Source organism: Herbaspirillum lusitanum (genome assembly GCF_046025995.1).
Classification (GTDB): domain Bacteria; phylum Pseudomonadota; class Gammaproteobacteria; order Burkholderiales; family Burkholderiaceae_D; genus Herbaspirillum; species Herbaspirillum lusitanum_A.
In genome coordinates this window covers 86,953-104,452 of the sequence record NZ_JAQQFM010000004.1, presented here as the reverse complement: position 1 = coordinate 104,452, position 17,500 = coordinate 86,953, and the positions used below count along the sequence as shown (strand labels likewise).

The 17,500-nt window shown below is 60.5% G+C and carries 18 protein-coding genes; 10 read left to right on the top strand and 8 right to left on the bottom strand.

The annotated features are described in order from the left end of the window. Positions 1–207: 207 nt before the first annotated feature. Positions 208–972: a DUF1120 domain-containing protein gene (locus tag PQR62_RS09135; protein ID WP_408157078.1), complete on the bottom strand. Its 765-nt coding sequence runs from the start codon at positions 970–972 to the stop codon at positions 208–210. Positions 973–1,198: 226 nt separating this feature from the next. Here PQR62_RS09135 and PQR62_RS09130 point away from each other — a divergent pair, with 226 nt between their 5' ends. The 6 genes from PQR62_RS09130 (at position 1,199) to PQR62_RS09105 (ending at position 7,022) form a co-directional block, all read left to right on the top strand. Next, positions 1,199–2,242, top strand: coding sequence for a LacI family DNA-binding transcriptional regulator (locus tag PQR62_RS09130; protein WP_408157076.1), 1,044 nt, complete (start codon positions 1,199–1,201; stop codon positions 2,240–2,242). A gap of 104 nt (positions 2,243–2,346) precedes the next feature. Continuing rightward, entirely contained in the window at positions 2,347–3,354 is a 1,008-nt protein-coding gene (locus PQR62_RS09125) for an ABC transporter substrate-binding protein (RefSeq protein WP_408157074.1), read from the top strand. 2 nt (positions 3,355–3,356) lie between these two features. Next, positions 3,357–4,244, top strand: coding sequence for an ABC transporter permease (locus PQR62_RS09120; RefSeq protein ID WP_408157072.1), 888 nt, complete (start codon positions 3,357–3,359; stop codon positions 4,242–4,244). Positions 4,245–4,282: 38 nt separating this feature from the next. Continuing rightward, complete coding sequence (locus PQR62_RS09115; RefSeq protein WP_408157071.1) at positions 4,283–5,086, top strand: ABC transporter permease; 804 nt, start codon at positions 4,283–4,285, stop codon at positions 5,084–5,086. After that, positions 5,083–6,204 carry an ABC transporter ATP-binding protein gene (locus tag PQR62_RS09110; RefSeq protein WP_408157069.1) on the top strand — a complete coding sequence of 374 codons (1,122 nt, stop codon included), beginning with the start codon at positions 5,083–5,085 and terminating at the stop codon, positions 6,202–6,204. The genes PQR62_RS09115 and PQR62_RS09110 overlap by 4 nt, the downstream gene beginning before the upstream one ends. Further along, a complete protein-coding gene (locus tag PQR62_RS09105; RefSeq protein WP_408157067.1) occupies positions 6,201–7,022 on the top strand; it encodes a phosphodiesterase in 822 nt (273 codons plus the stop codon). Before PQR62_RS09110 ends, PQR62_RS09105 begins: the two co-directional genes overlap by 4 nt. Positions 7,023–7,564: 542 nt before the next feature. Here PQR62_RS09105 and PQR62_RS09100 read toward each other — a convergent pair. The 5 genes from PQR62_RS09100 to PQR62_RS09080 all read right to left on the bottom strand — a co-directional run bounded on the left by PQR62_RS09100 (position 7,565) and on the right by PQR62_RS09080 (position 10,673). Further along, positions 7,565–7,891: a barstar family protein gene (locus PQR62_RS09100; protein ID WP_408157065.1), complete on the bottom strand. Its 327-nt coding sequence runs from the start codon at positions 7,889–7,891 to the stop codon at positions 7,565–7,567. Between the two features lie 54 nt (positions 7,892–7,945). Further along, on the bottom strand, positions 7,946–8,428 hold the full coding sequence (locus PQR62_RS09095) for an ExbD/TolR family protein (RefSeq protein ID WP_408157063.1): 483 nt from the start codon (positions 8,426–8,428) through the stop codon (positions 7,946–7,948). Positions 8,429–8,483: 55 nt separating this feature from the next. Then, positions 8,484–9,170, bottom strand: a complete 687-nt coding sequence (locus PQR62_RS09090; RefSeq protein ID WP_408157061.1) for a MotA/TolQ/ExbB proton channel family protein — start codon at positions 9,168–9,170, stop codon at positions 8,484–8,486. Positions 9,171–9,325: 155 nt separating this feature from the next. Then, positions 9,326–10,132 carry a 4-hydroxy-tetrahydrodipicolinate reductase gene (gene dapB, locus PQR62_RS09085; RefSeq protein WP_408157059.1) on the bottom strand — a complete coding sequence of 269 codons (807 nt, stop codon included), beginning with the start codon at positions 10,130–10,132 and terminating at the stop codon, positions 9,326–9,328. Between the two features lies 1 nt (position 10,133). Beyond that, complete coding sequence (locus PQR62_RS09080; protein WP_408157057.1) at positions 10,134–10,673, bottom strand: outer membrane protein assembly factor BamE; 540 nt, start codon at positions 10,671–10,673, stop codon at positions 10,134–10,136. Positions 10,674–10,765: 92 nt separating this feature from the next. Between PQR62_RS09080 and fur the strand changes: the two genes are divergently transcribed. After that, positions 10,766–11,191, top strand: a complete 426-nt coding sequence (gene fur, locus PQR62_RS09075; RefSeq protein WP_408157055.1) for a ferric iron uptake transcriptional regulator — start codon at positions 10,766–10,768, stop codon at positions 11,189–11,191. Between the two features lie 133 nt (positions 11,192–11,324). Here fur and hrcA read toward each other — a convergent pair whose 3' ends face one another. Together hrcA and PQR62_RS09065 are read right to left on the bottom strand one after the other, a co-directional pair. Then, a complete protein-coding gene (gene hrcA, locus PQR62_RS09070; protein WP_408157053.1) occupies positions 11,325–12,353 on the bottom strand; it encodes a heat-inducible transcriptional repressor HrcA in 1,029 nt (342 codons plus the stop codon). Between the two features lie 76 nt (positions 12,354–12,429). Further along, positions 12,430–13,185 carry an HAD family hydrolase gene (locus tag PQR62_RS09065; RefSeq protein ID WP_408157051.1) on the bottom strand — a complete coding sequence of 252 codons (756 nt, stop codon included), beginning with the start codon at positions 13,183–13,185 and terminating at the stop codon, positions 12,430–12,432. A 35-nt stretch (positions 13,186–13,220) separates the two neighbouring features. Between PQR62_RS09065 and PQR62_RS09060 the strand changes: the two genes are divergently transcribed. The 3 genes from PQR62_RS09060 (at position 13,221) to hemH (ending at position 17,108) form a co-directional block, all read left to right on the top strand. Next, positions 13,221–14,138: an NAD kinase gene (locus PQR62_RS09060; RefSeq protein WP_408157049.1), complete on the top strand. Its 918-nt coding sequence runs from the start codon at positions 13,221–13,223 to the stop codon at positions 14,136–14,138. Positions 14,139–14,276: 138 nt separating this feature from the next. Next, positions 14,277–15,923, top strand: a complete 1,647-nt coding sequence (gene recN / locus PQR62_RS09055) for a DNA repair protein RecN (protein ID WP_408157047.1) — start codon at positions 14,277–14,279, stop codon at positions 15,921–15,923. A gap of 78 nt (positions 15,924–16,001) precedes the next feature. After that, complete coding sequence (gene hemH / locus PQR62_RS09050) at positions 16,002–17,108, top strand: ferrochelatase (protein ID WP_408157045.1); 1,107 nt, start codon at positions 16,002–16,004, stop codon at positions 17,106–17,108. The last annotated feature ends 392 nt before the right edge of the window (positions 17,109–17,500 follow it).

Below are 17,500 nucleotides of genomic sequence, written 5' to 3'. Positions count from 1 at the left end.
GAAAGCGGAAGACTTGCCGGCTGCTTGCGAGGCTGAGTAAATTTTTTCTTGAGGAGTACCGTGGGCGGAAGGGACGGCGGAGGGGCGGTCTGCTGCGGGCGGCGGTCAATCCTGAGCGGGAATGCGCCTTTGTGGTGTTGTGTTGTATCGGGTCGTAACGGCCCTTTGCTTTATGGCGCCTTGAGACTCACTGGCTTGCCGCAAGTATTACAGGTAGATCACCTCCAGAGTAGCCGAACCGTCCAGCGGGATTTCCTGGTTCAACGGCAATTCGCCTGGCTTGTTGAGCACCGCGTTAATCATGATGGTGCCGGTCACCGATAGCAGGGCAGCGGGCAGCACGGTGCCCGGCGTAGCCCAAGAGATGATTTCTGATTTTGGCGCGCCCCCCATGCTGGATTTTTTCCATGTTGTTGCATCTGCGGAAACGATCGTGTCGACGTTCTGGCTGCCGCTTTTGAAGGTGTCCTGGCGGAACGCGAGTACATAGCCGCCGATGGGCTTGTTGTTGACCATGCCCAGGCCATAGTTGAAGCGATCACCCCAATGACTGCCGGCAGCGGTGGCGGGCACGCCGTCGACGATCCCTGCCACCATAGACGCCGCGCGATTATCTGTCGAGCGTACGGCCATCTTCGTGGCGGCAGTGCAGGATATGGAAAACGGAATGCTCTTTTCACCCAGTACGGTGTACTCGTTGGGGCGCAAGGCGCTGGCCTGGATTGTGCCGTAATCGATCACGCCGCCGCTGACCAGATTGGGCGTGCAGGCGGGCGGCTTGATGACTCCCTTCACCTTGATTTCGGCTGACTCCGCCGCGTTAGCTGGCATCGGGTTGAATGTCGTCAGCGCGATGGCCGAGGCAAGTGAAGCCAAAGACGCCAGGGATGCCAGTGATCCTGGTGCATTACGACAGACTTGCAGGCAATGGGTCTGGGTGGATCGAATATTTCTGTGCTGTGGCTTTTTCATATGAGCTCCGATATGGGTGAATGAATGCTCGCGCAGGCTTCAAAACGCGAGTGATCTCAATTTAATTTGATTTCCGCATGGAAACAAATCTATAAAAGAAATATTGAATTGCGGAAACTAGTTGAAATTCTTCTAAGAATGGCTCGTCATTCATCGTCATGAGGCGGTAACAAAGGCCGGTCAAGATGTAATCGTTTTCATCTATCGGCCTTCAGCGCTCACTATCGTGCGACCTTCCATCAAACAAGTTGCCTCTCAGGCTGGCGTTTCGATCGCCACGGTGTCGCGTTTGCTCAACAAACCGGGATCGGTCAGCGCCGAAACTGCCGAGCGCATCCATCAAACTATCGCTGCGCTGGGCTTTCGGCCCAACTTCACCGGGCGCAATCTGCGCGCCGGCAATTCGCGCACGGTCGGGGTGGTGGTGCCGACCTTGTCCAATACCGTCTTCGCCCAGTGTCTGCAGGGTATAGAGCTGGCGGCGCGCGAGCTCGCTTACTCGGTCATGTTTACCGCCACCGAATATCTGCCGCAGGACGAATCGGCCGCGGTCGAACGCCTGCTTAGCCATCGCGTGGATGGCGTGATTCTCACTGTGGCCGATGCCGGCGCCAACGCCACGCTGGATTTGCTGGAGCACGAACGGATTCCTTATGTTCTGGCCTACAACCAGCTCAGCGACAACGCGCCAGGCCGGACTGCGGTCTCGGTCGACAACCGCCAGGCCGCGCGCGATGCGGTGGCGCATCTGATCGCGCTGGGCCACACCCGCATCCAGATGTTGTCCGGCCAGTTCAGCGCCTCGGACCGCGCATTGCAGCGACACCAAGGTTATCTGGAGGCGATGCAGGCGGCGCAGCTTGCGCCTTTGCCGGCGATTGAAGTACAGCGGCACACCCTGACCGCAGCGACCGATTACCAGCAATTGCTGGCCGATCCGGCGTGCCGTCCCAGCGCCTTGTTCTGTTCCAACGATTTGCTGGCCCTGAGCGCCATGCGCGATCTGCGCGCGCTCGGCCTGCGTGTGCCGCAAGACATCTCGGTCATGGGTTTCGACGGTATTCCGCTGGGCGAACTGATGGAGCCTGTGCTCAGCAGCGTGGTGCAGCCCTCCGGCCAGATCGGCGAAGTGGCGCTGCGCACGCTGGTGGCGGCGATCGAAAACGACAACGCCGGTCTGGCCGCGGCGGAGCAGCGCCGCATCCTGCCGCATGCAATACGCACCGGCGCTTCGGCGGCGGCTTATGTGGCCCCGGCGCCGGAGGACTGAGCCCGGCTCCATGCATTTCCGAATTTGTTTTGCCTGATTGAGTAAGTTTTAGTTGTTCTTGTTTTTCCTGTTTTTTCACACTTCACCATCTGAGAGGATCGGACATGTTCCTGAAACGTGTTGTTCAAACCATCGCCGGCGGCTTGCTGCTGTCGGCCTCGCTCGCGGCGTCCGCGCAAAATGCGATCTGCTACAACTGTCCGCCGGAATGGGCTGACTGGGCCACCCAGATCAAGGCCATCAAGGACAAGACCGGCATCACCGTGCCGCCCGACAACAAAAACAGCGGCCAGGCCCTGGCGCAGCTGACGGCAGAGAAAGCCAGCCCGGTGGCTGACTTCACCTACGTCGGCGTGACCTTCGGCATCGAAGCCAAGAAGAACGATCTGATCACGTCCTACAAGCCGGCCGGCTGGAACGACATTCCCAACGGCCTGAAGGACCCTGACGGTTACTGGTTCACGATTCACTCCGGCACCATGGGCATCATGGTCAACGTCGACGCGCTCAAGGGCAAGCCGGTGCCGAAGTCGTGGAAGGATCTGCTCAAGCCGGAATACAAGGGTCTGATCGGTTATCTGGATCCGGCCAGCGCCTTCGTCGGCTATGTCGGCGCGGTGGCGATCAACCAGGCGCTGGGCGGCACGCTGGACGACTTCACGCCGGGCATCAACTTCTTCAAGTCGCTGCAGCAGAATCAGCCTATCGTGCCCAAGCAGACTTCGTATGCACGTCTGCTGTCGGGTGAAATCCCTATCCTGCTGGGTTACGACTTCGACGCTTATCGCGCCAAGTACAAGGACAAATCCAATGTCGCCTTCGTGATCCCGACCGAAGGCACGGTGACCGTTCCTTACGTGGTCGGTCTGGTGAAGAACGGCCCGAACCAGGCCAATGCCAAGAAGGTGCTGGACTTCCTGCTGTCCAACGAAGGTCAGGCGATCTGGGCCAATGCCTATCTGCGTCCGGTGCGCGCATCGGCGATGTCGAAGGAAGCTGAATCGCGCTTCCTGCCGGCGTCCGAATACGCCCGCGCCAAGTCGGTCGATTACGGCAAGATGGCAGAAGTGCAGCGCAAGTTCAGCGAGCGCTATCTGGCCGAGGTGCGTTAAACATGTCGCGCAGCCTGCCTCTTCAGCAAGCACCCGGGACGCCTCAGCATTCGGCGCCCCGGGGCGCACCGGCAGTGCGGCGGCCGCAGCCCTGGCTGTGGTTCGCCGCGCCCGGGCTGGCCCTGTTCGCGGCCTTCTGGCTGCTGCCCATGCTGCGCCTGTTCAGCGTCGGCGCCAGCGGACCGGACGGGGTTGCCGCCTATTTCGCGGTGCTGACCAATCATCGCTATTTCATCAGTCTGCTGTCGACGCTGACACTGTCGGCGGTGGTCACGCTGGCGACCTTGCTGATCGCTTCGCTGGTCGGCCTGTTCTTGCAACGCAATCGTTTCCCCGGGCAGCAGTTGCTGATGGCGATGCTGACTTTCCCGCTGGCGTTTCCCGGCGTCGTGGTCGGCTTCATGGTGATCATGCTGGCCGGCCGTCAGGGCCTGATCGGCTCCATCAGCCATGCCCTCTTCGGCGACGCCTGGGTGTTTGCCTATTCGCTCAGCGGACTGTTTCTGGGCTACCTCTATTTTTCGATTCCGCGCGTCATCCTGACCGTGGTGGCGGCCGCCGAAAAGCTCGATCCGGCATTGGAAGAAGCCGCGCGTTCGCTGGGCGCCAGTCCGCTGCGCGTGCTGACCGACATCGTCATGCCGGCGCTGTTGCCGGCGCTGATCTCATCCGGTGCGATCTGTTTCGCCACCAGCGTCGGCGCCTTCGGCACCGCGTTCACGCTGGCCACGCGGATTGATGTTTTGCCGATGACCATCTACAACGAATTTACCGGCTACGCGAATTTCGCGATGGCGGCGGCGCTGTCCATCGTGCTCGGCGTCATTACCTGGCTGGTGCTGGCGCTGGCGCGCTCGCTCACCGGCAACGGCGTGGCGGCGGCAGCATGAGCGGCGCGTCGGAAGTCCATGTGAAGAAAGGACGCAACATGCAAAGGTCGTGGCGTTTTTATCTGCAACTGGCGTTCACGCTGCTGGTGTGCGCCTTCCTGATCGTGCCGGTGCTGCTGTCGATGCTGGCCGGCATCACGGAGAACGTGTTCGTCGGCCTTTCCAGCGGCTTCACCACGCGCTGGGTGCTGCAAGTGTGGGATGCCTATCAGGCCACCATCTGGCGCTCGATCTTCATCGCACTGGCCTGTCTGCTGGTGACCGCCGTACTGGGCGTGCCGCTGGCCTACGCGCTGGCGCGCCATAAGGGCGGCAACAGCCGCCTGGCGCGCGTGATCGAAGAATTGCTGATGATGCCGGTGGCGGTGCCCGGTCTGGCCACCGCGCTGGCGCTGATCATGGCTTACGGCCAGTACCGCGCGTTTCGCGGCAGCCTGCTGTTCATCCTGGTCGGGCATGTGCTGTTCACCTTGCCGTTCATGGTGCGCCCGGTGCTGGCGGTGATGCAGTCCTCGCAGCTGGCGGTGCTGGAAGAGGCTGCCGCCGGCCTCGGTGCCGGCCTGATGCAGCGTTTCTTTACCGTGGTGATTCCGAATGTGCTGTCGGGCATCGTGGCCGGCGCGCTGATGGTGGTGACGCTCTCCATCGGCGAGTTCAACATCACCTGGATGCTGCACACGCCGCTCACCATGACGCTGCCGGTCGGCCTGGCCGACGCTTACGCATCGATGCGACTGGAAGTCGGTTCCGCCTACACCCTGATTTTCTTTTTCATGATTATTCCTTTGCTGATCGCCATGCAGTGGGTGGCGCACAGCAGCCGTACACGAGTCCGTTTATGAAAAATGCCGTTTCCATCCAGCTGCAGCACTGCGGCAAAACCTATCCCAACGGCGCGCAGGCACTGCAGCCGCTCAATCTGGAGATCGCGCCCGGCGAAACGCTGGTGCTGCTGGGCCCCTCCGGCTGCGGCAAGACCACCACCCTGCGCATGATCGCCGGGCTGGAGTTTCCTGATGCCGGCGGTCGCGTGATGTTCGGCGATGAAGATGTGACCGCCTTGCCGATTGAGAAGCGCGGCGTCGGCATGGTGTTTCAGAACTACGCGCTGTTCCCCAACATGACGGTGGGCGAGAACATCGCCTACGGTCTGAAGATTCGCAAGGTAGCGCCGGCCGAACGTCTGCAGCGCATCGAGACCTTGCTGGAGATGGTGCACCTGCAGGGCCTCGGCCATCGTCGCGTCGATCAGTTGTCGGGCGGCCAGAAGCAGCGTGTTGCCCTGGCGCGTGCGCTGGCGGTCGAGCCGCGCGTGCTGCTGCTGGACGAGCCGCTGACGGCGCTCGACGCCAAGCTGCGCGAAGCGGTGCGCGCCGATCTGAATCGCCTGTTGCGCAAGCTCGGCATCACCGCGATTTACGTGACGCACGATCAGGGCGAAGCCATGGCGCTGGGGGACCGGATTGTGGTGATGGAGCGCGGCAAGATCGCGCAGATCGGGACCCCGCAGGAAATCTACTTCCAGCCGGCCAGCCCCTTCGTCGCTGATTTCATCGGCACCATGAACCGCATCAGCGGCCCGTTGCGTGAAGGCTATCTGTACATCGGCAACGGCCGTCTGGCGTTCCCGGCGGCGCCGCAGCGCGCACCGGAAATCAGCGCGCCGGTGACCGCCATGTTTCGTCCCGAAGATGTGGAAGTGTTCGACGCGCAGGAAGCAGGCGCTTTCAGCGGCAGCGATGTGCAGGGGCGCGTGCTCGACAGTTTTTTCCTTGGCGACCGCACCCGTTTCGTGATCGAGCTATACGGCAACCAGACCGTGATCGCCGAAACTGCGCGGCGCGGCAACTGGCATGCGGGGCAGACGGTGGCGCTGCGAATTGCGCCGCACGCCTTGCTGAATTGCCTGTCTTCGGATGACGGCATGAGCACCCATGCAACTGCACAGGTGACCGCATGATTCTGTGTCAGATATCCGATCCGCACATCAAGACCGGCGGCAAGAAATCGTATCGGGTGGTGGACACCGCCGAGAGCCTGCGACGTTGCGTGGCGCAGGTCAATCAGCTCAAGCAACGTCCCGATGCGGTGGTGCTGACCGGCGATCTGGTCGATTTCGGCCTGCCCGGCGAATATGAATTTCTGCGTCAGTTGCTGCAGCCGCTGAGCATGCCTTTCTATCTGCTGCCGGGCAATCATGACGAGCGTGCGGCCTTGCGCGCGGCGTTTCCCGAGCACACTTATCTGCAGCAGGGCGGCGAGCGCATCGAGTATGTGATCGACACCCACGCGCTGCGCATCGTTGCGCTGGATACCGTGATTCCGCGTTCCAGTCTGGGTGAAATGGCGCCTGCCAGTCTGCAGTGGCTGGATGAAGTCCTGGCGCAGCAGCCGGCGACGCCGACCGTGATCGTGATGCATCATCCGCCATTCAAGACCGGCATCGGGCACATGGACGATATCGGTCTGGCGCAGCCTGAATTACTGGAGCAGGTGGTGCGGCGTCATCCGCAGGTGGAGCGTGTTTTATGCGGGCATTTGCATCGGCCGATTCATGTGCGATTCGGCGGGACGATTGCTTCGACTTGCCCGGGAATTTCGCATCAGGTGATGCTGGATCTGGATCCGCAGGCGGCTTCGCAGTTTGTACTGGAGCCGCCGGGGTTTCAGTTGCATTTATGGGATGAGGCGGCCGGTAGTCTGATCAGCCATACGGCTTATGTGGGGGAGTTTGAGGGGCCTTATCCGTTTTATGATGGGGATGCGTTGATTGACTGATTCAGTTGGATCTTGCTTGGTGTGATACGCATGCGATGCGATGCGATGCGATGCGATGCGTTGTGTTGGGTTGTGTTGGGTTGTGTTGGGTTGGGTTTGGCGTTGGTGCTTTGGGTTGTTTGCAATTGCCGGCTGGAGTGCGTTGATTGATTCTTTTGTTTCTTCGGGCGGAGGGGAGCGCCGGGGTAGCCCGGCAGCTACTCACTTTCTTTGCTTCGCCAAAGAAAGTGAGCAAAGAAAGGCGACCCCGAAGACTTGCCCCTTTGGGGTTCCCGGCGCTGCGGCGCAAAAAATGGGAAGTGAAACAAACTCGCTGCGCTCAGACAAGTTTCACTTCTGATCCATTTTCTGCACCACATCACCGGCTGCGTCCCCACGGGGGAATTCTTTTAACTGCCTCGCCTTCGGCATCGGGATTTTTGCTCGCCTTCGGCTTTGCGGTGTCTCATTTCTGGTGTTTGCTGCTTGCTTGAGACTTTGTTATTTTTTTGTTTGTTATCTCGTCTATCTCGTTTTACGGTCATTTCCTCAATAAGTGCACATCACTTCCAGATCAATTCCAGCGTGGGCAGTTCGTCATAGTCTTCGCAGCGGTCGTTGATCGCGGTACAGCAGAATTCCACTTCTTCCACCAGTTCGGGCAGGCGCGCGTGCAGTTCTTTGCTGCCGCTGATTTCTATGCGTAAGACTTCCTTGGGTTTGAGTTTGAATTTGCACATGCCGTCGTCGTCGCGCAGATAGCTCAGACAGTCGACCCAGGCATTCATGTTGCGGCCGTAGAAGTCGGGGAAGCCGAAGGCCAGTGCGCTTTCGGTGTGGAAGCTGTCCCAGTCGGTGATGCGGTCGCCCGCCAGTTGTACGCTTGGCATGATGGTGTGCTTTCTGCTTTTTTGCTGTGTGTCTGGTGGGATGCGGCTTGCTGCTCACTTCGATATTTGTCGCGTGCCGACCTGGTTTTTAGCAGCCGGTGCAGCGCTGCTGGCCGCCGCCTCCGGCTTGGGATCGGTGACGAAGCCGATCTTGCTCAGGCCGGTGCTTTGCGCGGCGGACATGACGTCGGCGATGACTTCGTAACGGGTCGATTTGTCGGCGCGTAGTTGTACTTCCGGCTGCGGTTGCTGCTGCGCGGCTTCGGCCAGTCTTTGCTGCAATTCATCTTTGCTGACCGGCTGATCCTTCCAGAACAGCTTGCCGACCGCGTCGATGCCGATGCTGACTGTGGTCGGTTTCTCCGGCGCCGGGGAAGACTTGGCGGTGGGCAGGTCGAGTTTCAGCGCGTGCGTGAACAGCGGCGCCGAGATGATGAAGATGACCAGCAGCACCAGCATCACGTCGACCATGGGTGTGACGTTGATGTCGGCCATCGGGCCTGAGTGCTGGTTGTCGTTGAATCCGCCGAAGCTCATGGCGCTCTCCTGAATACGTGGTTGGGGGAGGTGCTGCTCGTCGCTTATGTATCGCTTATTTGCCGACGCGTTCGCCGGTGGTCAGATAGGCGTGCAGATCGTGGGCGAAACCGTCCAGCTCGGCCAGCGTCAAGCGATTGACGCGGGTGAAGGCGTTGTAGGCCAGCACCGCGGGAATCGCCACCACCAGCCCCAGCGCGGTCATGATCAGCGCTTCGCCGACCGGACCGGCGACCTTGTCGATCTGCACCGTGCCGCTGGCCGACACCGCCACCAGCGCGTGATAAATGCCCCAGACCGTGCCGAACAGGCCGACGAAGGGCGCGGTCGAGCCGACCGAGGCCAGCAAGGTCAGGCCGCGTTCCAGACGCGCCGAGACGCGGTTGATTTCGCGGCGCAGCGTGCGCGTGATCAGCTCGCCGGGATCGGTGGCGGCATTCAGTGAGGGCGCACCTTGCTGCCTGGATGAGATGCCGGCCGCTTCCGAGGCGCGCACCGCCAGCGGCGTATAAATCTGCTCGCTGTCCATGCCTTGCATGCTGTTGATGGCGTCGGGCAGGGTCGGCGCTTTCCAGAAACCGTCCAGCGCATTGCTGCCGCGGCGGATGCGCCACGAACTCCAGGCTTTCGACAGGATGTAGTACCAGCTGGCGACTGACATCAGCAACAGCAGATAGGCAACGCTGTGCGATACCGCGTCGCCTTGCGCCCAGTAATGTGCGATTCCTGTGGTCTGTTCCATGCTCGTGTGCTTTCCTGGAGTGAGGGGGGAGATTGATCGGGGGGCCGGACTTCACATCAAGTGTAATCCGAATGAATCAGAGTGCGCCGCTGATAAAAAATTCGCCGCCGGGCAGGGTGTGCGCGGCGGCGTGTCTGGTGCGATGGCAGACGGGCTTACTTCAGGCCCAGCACATCCTGCATGTCGAACAGACCGGTCTGCTTGTCGGCCAGAAAGCGCGCGGCGCGCAGGCTGCCGTGCGCGTAGGTGACGCGGCTGGAAGACTTGTGCGTGATTTCAATGCGCTCGCCTATGCCGGCAAACAGCACGGTGTGGTCGCCGACGATGTCGCCGCCACGGATGTTGGCGAAACCGATCGAGGAGGGATCGCGTTCGCCGGTGACGCCTTCGCGCGCATACACGGCGACGTCATCCAGCTTGCGGCCGAGCGCATCGGCGATCACTTCACCCATTTTCAGCGCAGTGCCGGAAGGTGCATCGACCTTGTGGCGATGGTGCGCTTCGATGATTTCGATGTCGTAGCCGTGCGAAAAGCTCTTGGCCGCCAGCTCCAGCAACTTCATGGTGACGTTGACGCCCACGCTCATGTTGGGCGCGAACAGGATCGCGGTTTTCTTGGCCGCTTCGGCGATGGCATCCTTGCCGGCCTGATCGAAACCGGTGGTGCCGATCACCATCTTGATGCCGTGCGCCGCGCAGTATTCCAGATGTTTCAGCGTGCCTTCGGGGCGCGTGAAGTCAATCAGCAATTGTGCGCTGGCCAGGCCTTTGGCCAGGTCGGATTCGATCACGACATTGGCCGCCTTGCCGAGGAAGGCGCCGGCATCGATGCCGAGTGCGGGGGATGCGGGGGTATCCAGTGCGCCGGCCAATGTGAGGTCGTCGGCGTTCTGGATCGCTTCGATCAGCATGCGGCCCATGCGCCCGGAGGCGCCGGCTACCGCCAGTTTCAGAGCAGTCATGTTACTTTTCGTTGGCAGATGGTGCGACCGGGGAGGCCGGCTTGATGTTGGTGTCACTCAGCTCAGGGCGTGCGCCCACTTTGGCGTTGGAGATCAGGGTCAGGTATTCCTGCTCGGTCGGCAGATCATCGCCGCCTTCGACGTGCTCCAGCAGGTTTTCCTTGAAGAACACCGACACGCGGCTGGCCATGATCTGGCCGTTACCCTTGGCCAGACGGAAGTCGTAATCCCAGCGATTGGCGTGGAACATGTCGGCCAGCAGCGGGGTACCCAGCACGAAGCGCACCTGTTCGCGGGTCATGCCCGGCTTCAGTTGCGACACCATTTCCTTGGAAACGAAGTTGCCTTGCTGGATATCGATGCGGTAAGGCTTGAGGAAGCCGAACAGGCTGCCGTTGTTGCCGGTCACCTTCACGCCGCCGGGCGCGGTGGCGTCTGCCTTCTGTTCGGGCTTGGTCGAAGAGCAGCCTGCCAGCAGGCCTGCCATCACCAGCAACAGGCCGAGCGCAGAGGTTTTATACGAGGAATAACGGGACATCATACGGGGCAGCATTTGCATAAAATTTCAACCGGGTTGAGCCATGAGCCTAAAACGCTATATGATAAGCCAGATAACCGGGAAATTACTGAACCATGCCTAATAATCCATCCGAATTGAAAGCAAGCGGCCTCAAGGCCACCTTGCCTCGCCTGAAAATTCTTGAGATTTTTCAGAACACCGCCGTGCGCCATCTGAGCGCCGAAGACGTTTACAAGATGTTGCTGTCCGACAATCTTGATGTCGGTCTGGCGACCGTCTATCGTGTGCTCACGCAGTTCGAGCAAGCCGGCCTTTTGCAGCGCAATCACTTTGAAACCGGCAAGGCCGTGTTCGAACTGAACGAAGGTTCGCACCACGATCACCTGGTCTGTCTGGACTGCGGCAAGGTCGAAGAATTCTTCGATGCCGAGATCGAAAAGCGCCAGTTGAAGATCGCTCAAGAGCACGGTTTCGAGATCGCCGACCACGCGCTGGCGCTTTACGGACACTGCCGTAATTGCCAAAAAAGCAAAAAATAATTTGCCTTGATTTACCAGTGTCGGACTACGCGGCGTGAGCAATCAAGCCGGGTAGTCCGACTGAGGTGGTCAAATGAAAAACGCCCGGTGTGAGCCAGGCGTTTTTCATTTGCGCTGCAGTACGTCATGTTCTTCAATGCTGCCCGCTCAGCGCGCTCGACAGCAGCTTGGCCGTAATGTCGACAATCGGAATCACGCGCTCGTAAGCCATGCGGGTCGGGCCGATCACGCCCAGCGTGCCGACGATCTTGCCATTGACTTCATAGGGCGCGGTGACGATGCTCATGTCGTCCATCGGCACCAGCTGCGATTCGCCGCCGATGAAAATCTGCACGCCGCCGGCCTTGCTGGATACATCCAGCAATTGCAGCAGGCCGGTCTTTTGTTCAAACATGTCGAACAGCTTGCGCAGCGAGCTCATGTTGGACGACAGATCGGCTACCGTCAGCAGATTGCGCTCGCCGGAGATCACCACGTTGTCCGATTCTTCGCTCATGGCGTCGCTGCCGGCTTCGACCGCCGCCTGCATCAGGCTGGTCATGTCGTCGCGCAGCTGACGCAGTTCGCCTTGTAAACGTTGCCTTACCTGATCGAAACTCAGACCGCCGTAATGCAGGTTGATATAATTGGCCGCGTGGGTCAGCTGCGACGGCGTGTAATCGACCTCCGTCAGCAGCATGCGGTTTTGCACGTCGCCGCCGGGATCGACGATCACCAGCAGGATGCGCTTTTCGGACAGGCGCAGAAATTCGATTTGCTGAAACACCGATTCGCGGCGCGGCGTCATCACCACGCCGGCGAACTGCGACAGCGAGGACAGGACCTGCGCGGCATTGGTAATGATCTTTTGCGGCGAGTTGCTGGTCGGGAAGCGCGACTGCATACGGCTTTCCAGCGCACTTTCATCAATCGCCTCGACCGTCAGCAGGGTGTCGACGAACATCCGGTAGCCGCGCGGCGTCGGCACTCGGCCGGCCGAGGTATGCGGGCTGGCGACGAAACCCATCTCTTCGAGATCGGCCATGATGTTGCGGATGGTGGCCGGCGACAGCTCCAGTCCCGACAGTTTCGACAAGGCGCGCGAACCCACAGGCTGGCCGTCGGCGATATACCTTTCGACCAGGGCTTTGAGGAGAGTGCGGGCGCGATTATCAAGTTGCATGGGGCTATTCTAACGATGCGGCCGAAAGCCTGCCAGCATTCTTCGATTCTTCGGATGTCCTGTTGCGCAGCGGGTCTTAGCCTGCCTGCGATTCCAGCGCCGCCAACCAGCGCTGCAGATCGTGCAGGTTGCTGCAAACGGCGTCGGGCTTCACGTGCGGCGGCAATTCACGTTCGAAACGATTCATCCACACTGCGCGCAGACCGGCCTGCTGGGCGCCTTGCACGTCCAGCATCAGATCGTCGCCGACGTACACGGTGTGCTGCGGCGTCACTTGCAAGGCTTCGCAGGCGGCCAGAAAAATGGAAGGATCAGGTTTGGCGCGACCGAAGGTGTGCGCTGCGATGGATACCTGAAAATGCCCGTCCAGCCCGATATGCTTGAGGTCGGCGAAGCCGTTGGAAACGGTGCCCAGCGCCAGGCCCTGCTTGAGTAACTGCAATGCCGGAAGCACGTCGTCGAACAGCGTGACCGCGTTGCGTGCCTCGCTGAACAAGGCCATGGCCTCGTCAACGCGGCTATGATCTTCTTCATGTTCCTGAAATACCTCGGTCAGCACTGCATGGCGCAAGGCCCACAGATTGATGCGGTAGGCCGGTTCGCGCTCCATCAATTCCAGGCGGCGCTGGCGCAGACTGGCGATGCTGTGATGCTGCGTCACACGCGGCGCATTGGCTTGCATCCAGTCGAACAGCAGATTCTCGGCGCGCACCAGCACCGGCTCGATGGCCCACAGTGTGTCGTCCAGATCGAACAGCACTGCGCGCACCGGCGCGCCGGCAGAGGAGCTCGCCGCAGTTGTCGCGGTTGGGGGTGTTGCAGGTTTATTCATTACAAAGACCGGTCAAATATGTTTTAATCCGCAGCATGTGGCCCATCAAATTACCCATACAGGCAGCTGTGCCCAAAACCATCGCGATCGTCGGTAAGTATCAGACCGTCGGTATTGCGCAGATTTTATCCGACATCGCCGTGTTTCTCGAAACGCATGGTCATACCGTGGTGTTCGAAGCGGAAACCGCGGCCAATGTTGCGCTCGACGGCTACGACGCCATGACGCCGGCGCAGATCGGGCAGTATGCCGACCTTGCCATCGTGGTCGGCGGCGATGGCACCATGCTCGGCATCGCGCGCCAGCTCGCGCCCTACAACGTGCCGCTGATCGGTATCAATCAAGGACGTCTGGGCTTCATCACCGATCTGCCGCTGGATGGCATGATACCGGCATTGGCCGACATGCTGGACGGTAAAGTTGAGGCGGAGTCGCGTTCCTTGCTGGACGCCAAGGTATATCGCGCCGGCGAACAGATCTTTCACGCGCTGGCCTTCAACGACGTGGTGGTATCGCGCGGCGCCACTTCCGGCATGATCGAACTGACCGTCGAAGTCGATGGCCGCTTCATGTACAACCAGCGTTCCGACGGCCTGATCGTGGCGACGCCGACCGGCTCCACCGCCTATGCGCTATCGTCGGGCGGGCCGATTCTGCATCCGAGTCTGCACGGCATCGTGCTGGTGCCGATTGCGCCGCATTCCCTGTCGAACCGGCCGATTACCTTGTCCGACTCCTGTGAAATCGTGATTCAGGTGGTCAACGGGCGTGAGATGAGCGCCAACTTCGACATGCAATCGCTGACCAGCCTGTCGCACGGCGATCGCATCGTCATCCGTCGTTCGGCGCACAAGGTGACCTTTCTGCATCCACACGGATGGAGCTATTTCGACACCTTGCGGCGTAAATTGCACTGGAATGAATATCCTTCGGTGGAAGGCCGACTACAATAAGCGTCGCTGAACGACGGCCACCACTGTCTCTGCATGGAATCGAAAGCCGTCTTGCTGCGTGATTGAAGCAGCAACGCGGCTGCGGTTTCATGTGCGGCGATCTGTATGACTCCCCTCAACGTTTTCTTCTGACCGACCATGTTGCGTACCCTGACGATTCGTGACTTTGTGATTGTTGACGCGATCGAACTTGAATTTTCGCGCGGCTTTTCCGTGTTTACCGGTGAAACCGGCGCCGGCAAATCGATCCTGATCGACGCCCTGGCCTTGGCGCTCGGCGGGCGCGGCGACGCCAGCGTGGTGCGCGAAGGTGCCGCCAAGGCCGACATCACGGCGGATTTCGCCGGCACGCCCGAAATTCAAGGCTGGCTGGAACACTATGAATTCGCCGACGAAGACGGCGGCGCGCTGCTGCGGCGCGTGATCGACAACAACGGCCGCTCCAAAGCCTTCATCAACGGCATCGCGGCCACCGCCACGCAGTTGCGCGAACTCGGCGAAATGCTGATCGATATCCATGGCCAGCACGCGCATCAATCCTTGCTGAAGAACGATGCACAGCGCCAACTGCTGGATAGCCAGGCCGGCTTGCTGGACGAGGCGCGCGCGGTGGCCGCGGCCTTCAAGAGCTGGTCGGCGCTGGCGCGTCAGCGCGAAGAGTTCGAACGCAATGCCAAGAACGTCTTGCTGGAGCGTGAACGCCTCGAATGGCAAGTCAACGAACTGGACAAGCTGGCGCTCAAGCCCGGCGAGTGGACCGAGATCAGTACCGAGCACAGCCGCCTGTCGCACGCTGCCAGCCTGATTGGCGGTGCGCAGGAAACGCTGGCGGCGCTGTCCGAATCCGAGGCGCCGATGCTGTCTCAACTGACCAGCCTGAACCTGAAGCTGGGCAAGCTGGTGGATGTCGATGCCGGTCTCAAGCCGGTGCTTGATGCACTCGAGCCTGCGCGTATCCAGATGCAGGAGGCGGTGTATGCGCTCAACGATTATCTGAGCCGGGTGGAGCTCGATCCGGCGCGTTTGCAACAGCTGGAGCTGCGCCTGGAAGCGGTCCATTCGACCGCGCGCAAATTCCGCGTGCAGCCGGAAGAATTGCCTCAGGAACAGGTCACGCTTTCCGAGCAGCTCAAGCAACTGGCCGACGCCAGCGACGTCGATGCGCTGCGTGCGCAGGAAGAAAAACTGAAAGCGATCTACATGGCGCTGGCGCAAAAGCTGTCGAAGGCACGCACCAAGGCGGCCACGGCATTGAGCGCTGCAGTGACGGCTGCGATGCAGGATCTGAGCATGGCTGGCGGTACCTTTTCAATTGCGTTACATGCCGGCGAAGCGGCCAGCTATGGTCTGGAGCAAGTGGAATTCATGGTGGCCGGACACGCGGGCGTCGCACCGCGGCCGCTGGCTAAGGTGGCCTCCGGCGGCGAACTGGCGCGCATCGCGCTGGCGATTTCAGTGATCGCATCCACCGCGACCAGCACACCCACGCTGATCTTTGACGAAGTCGACAGCGGCATCGGCGGCGGCGTGGCGGAAGTGGTGGGACGTCTGCTCAAGCGCCTCGGCCAGGAGCGCCAGGTCTTGTGCGTGACGCACTTGCCGCAGGTCGCCAGTCAGGCCAATCAGCATTTCCAGGTCAGCAAGCGCAGCGAAGGCGGCAAGACCTTGTCGCAGATCGACGGCCTTGACGCCAAGTCGCGCGTGGAAGAAATCGCGCGCATGCTGGGCGGCCTGGAGATCACTGCGACCACGCGCAAGCATGCGCGCGAGTTGCTGGCGTCCTGAAGCGGCGCCGAAACCGGCCTCTGGCATAAATACACAATACTAAAGACGCCCTGCGCAATCAGACTTTCACGGATCACGATGGCCTTTCGCAAAGAACCTCCTTACACCCACGGCAACCAGGTCAAGACCGCTGTCGTGCTGGTCAATCTGGGTACCCCGGACGCGCCGGATGCCCCGGCGCTGCGACGCTATCTGAAGCAATTTTTGTCGGATCAGCGCGTGGTCGAAATTCCGCGCGCCATCTGGTGGTTCATCCTGAATTGCATCATCGTGCCGTTTCGATCCGGCAGATCGGCCGCCAAATATGCCAGCGTATGGATGCCGGAAGGCTCGCCGCTCAAGGTGCATACCGAGCGCCAGACTGCGCTGTTGCGCAATGTGCTGGCGCAGCGCGGGCATCAGTTGGAGGTGGTCTGCGCCATGCGCTACGGCCAGCCGGCCTTGCCCGATGTGCTGGACCGGCTCAAGGCCGAAGGCTGCGGGCGTATCCTGGTCTTGCCGGCCTATCCGCAATATTCCGGCACCACCACCGCCTCCATTTTCGACGCCGTTTTTCAGCACTATCGCAAGATCCGCAATGTGCCGGAGCTGAGACTGATCCGCAATTATCACGATCATCAGGCCTACATCGCGGCGCTGCGCCAGTCGGTGGAAGAGTATTGGGCGCTGCACGGCCGCCCGGACAAACTGGTGATGAGTTTTCACGGCGTGCCCAAACGCACGCTGCTGTTGGGCGACCCCTACCATTGCGAATGCCACAAGACTGCGCGTCTGCTGGCGCAGGCACTGGGGCTGGGCGATGATGAATATCAAGTGACTTTCCAGTCGCGCTTCGGCAAGGCTGAGTGGCTGCAACCCTATACTGCGCCGACCTTGCAGCAAATGGCACAGCAGGGCGTGGGCCGGGTCGATGTGATGTGTCCAGGTTTCATCAGCGACTGTCTGGAAACCCTGGAAGAAATTGCGATGGAAGCCAAGGCCGAGTTCCTGCATGCCGGCGGCAAGGAATTCCATTTCATCCCTTGTCTGAACGAAGCCGAAGTCTGGGGCAAGGGCATGGCAGAGATTGCCGAGCAGCATCTGGCCGGCTGGCCGACCATGAGCAATCCGGCGGCGCGGCAAGATGCGGCATTGGAGGCGGGTATTTCCGCCGAGCGCGCGCGAAAACTGAGCGCACCCACCTAAGTGCGCAAATCCCAGGCGATCAATCAAGGGAAGTCGCCAATAGCGTCGCCGCCAGGCGAGCATTGAGCATCTCCAAAGCTTCAGAGCCTTGTTAGGGCCTGCTAGAATAGCGGGCTGATACGACGCCGGGCCGCCGCAAAATTAAAAACGGCGGGGGAAGCGAGTCCGGAGTGTGTCGGGGGCAGGGCCGATATCGCGGGATCAGGCAGGGCGAGGTGTTGTGATTAATGTTGTTGTTTTATTTGCAATATTTTCAATGCGCCGCAGCTCTATCGTCCATCTGACTGTCTGCCTTACTGGCTGAATACCGCGCTTGCGCCGGTATTTACAGCGCATAGAGCAGCGGCAAACGCGAATAGCTGATCCAGGCGGCAGCCAGCAGGCTGTAGGTA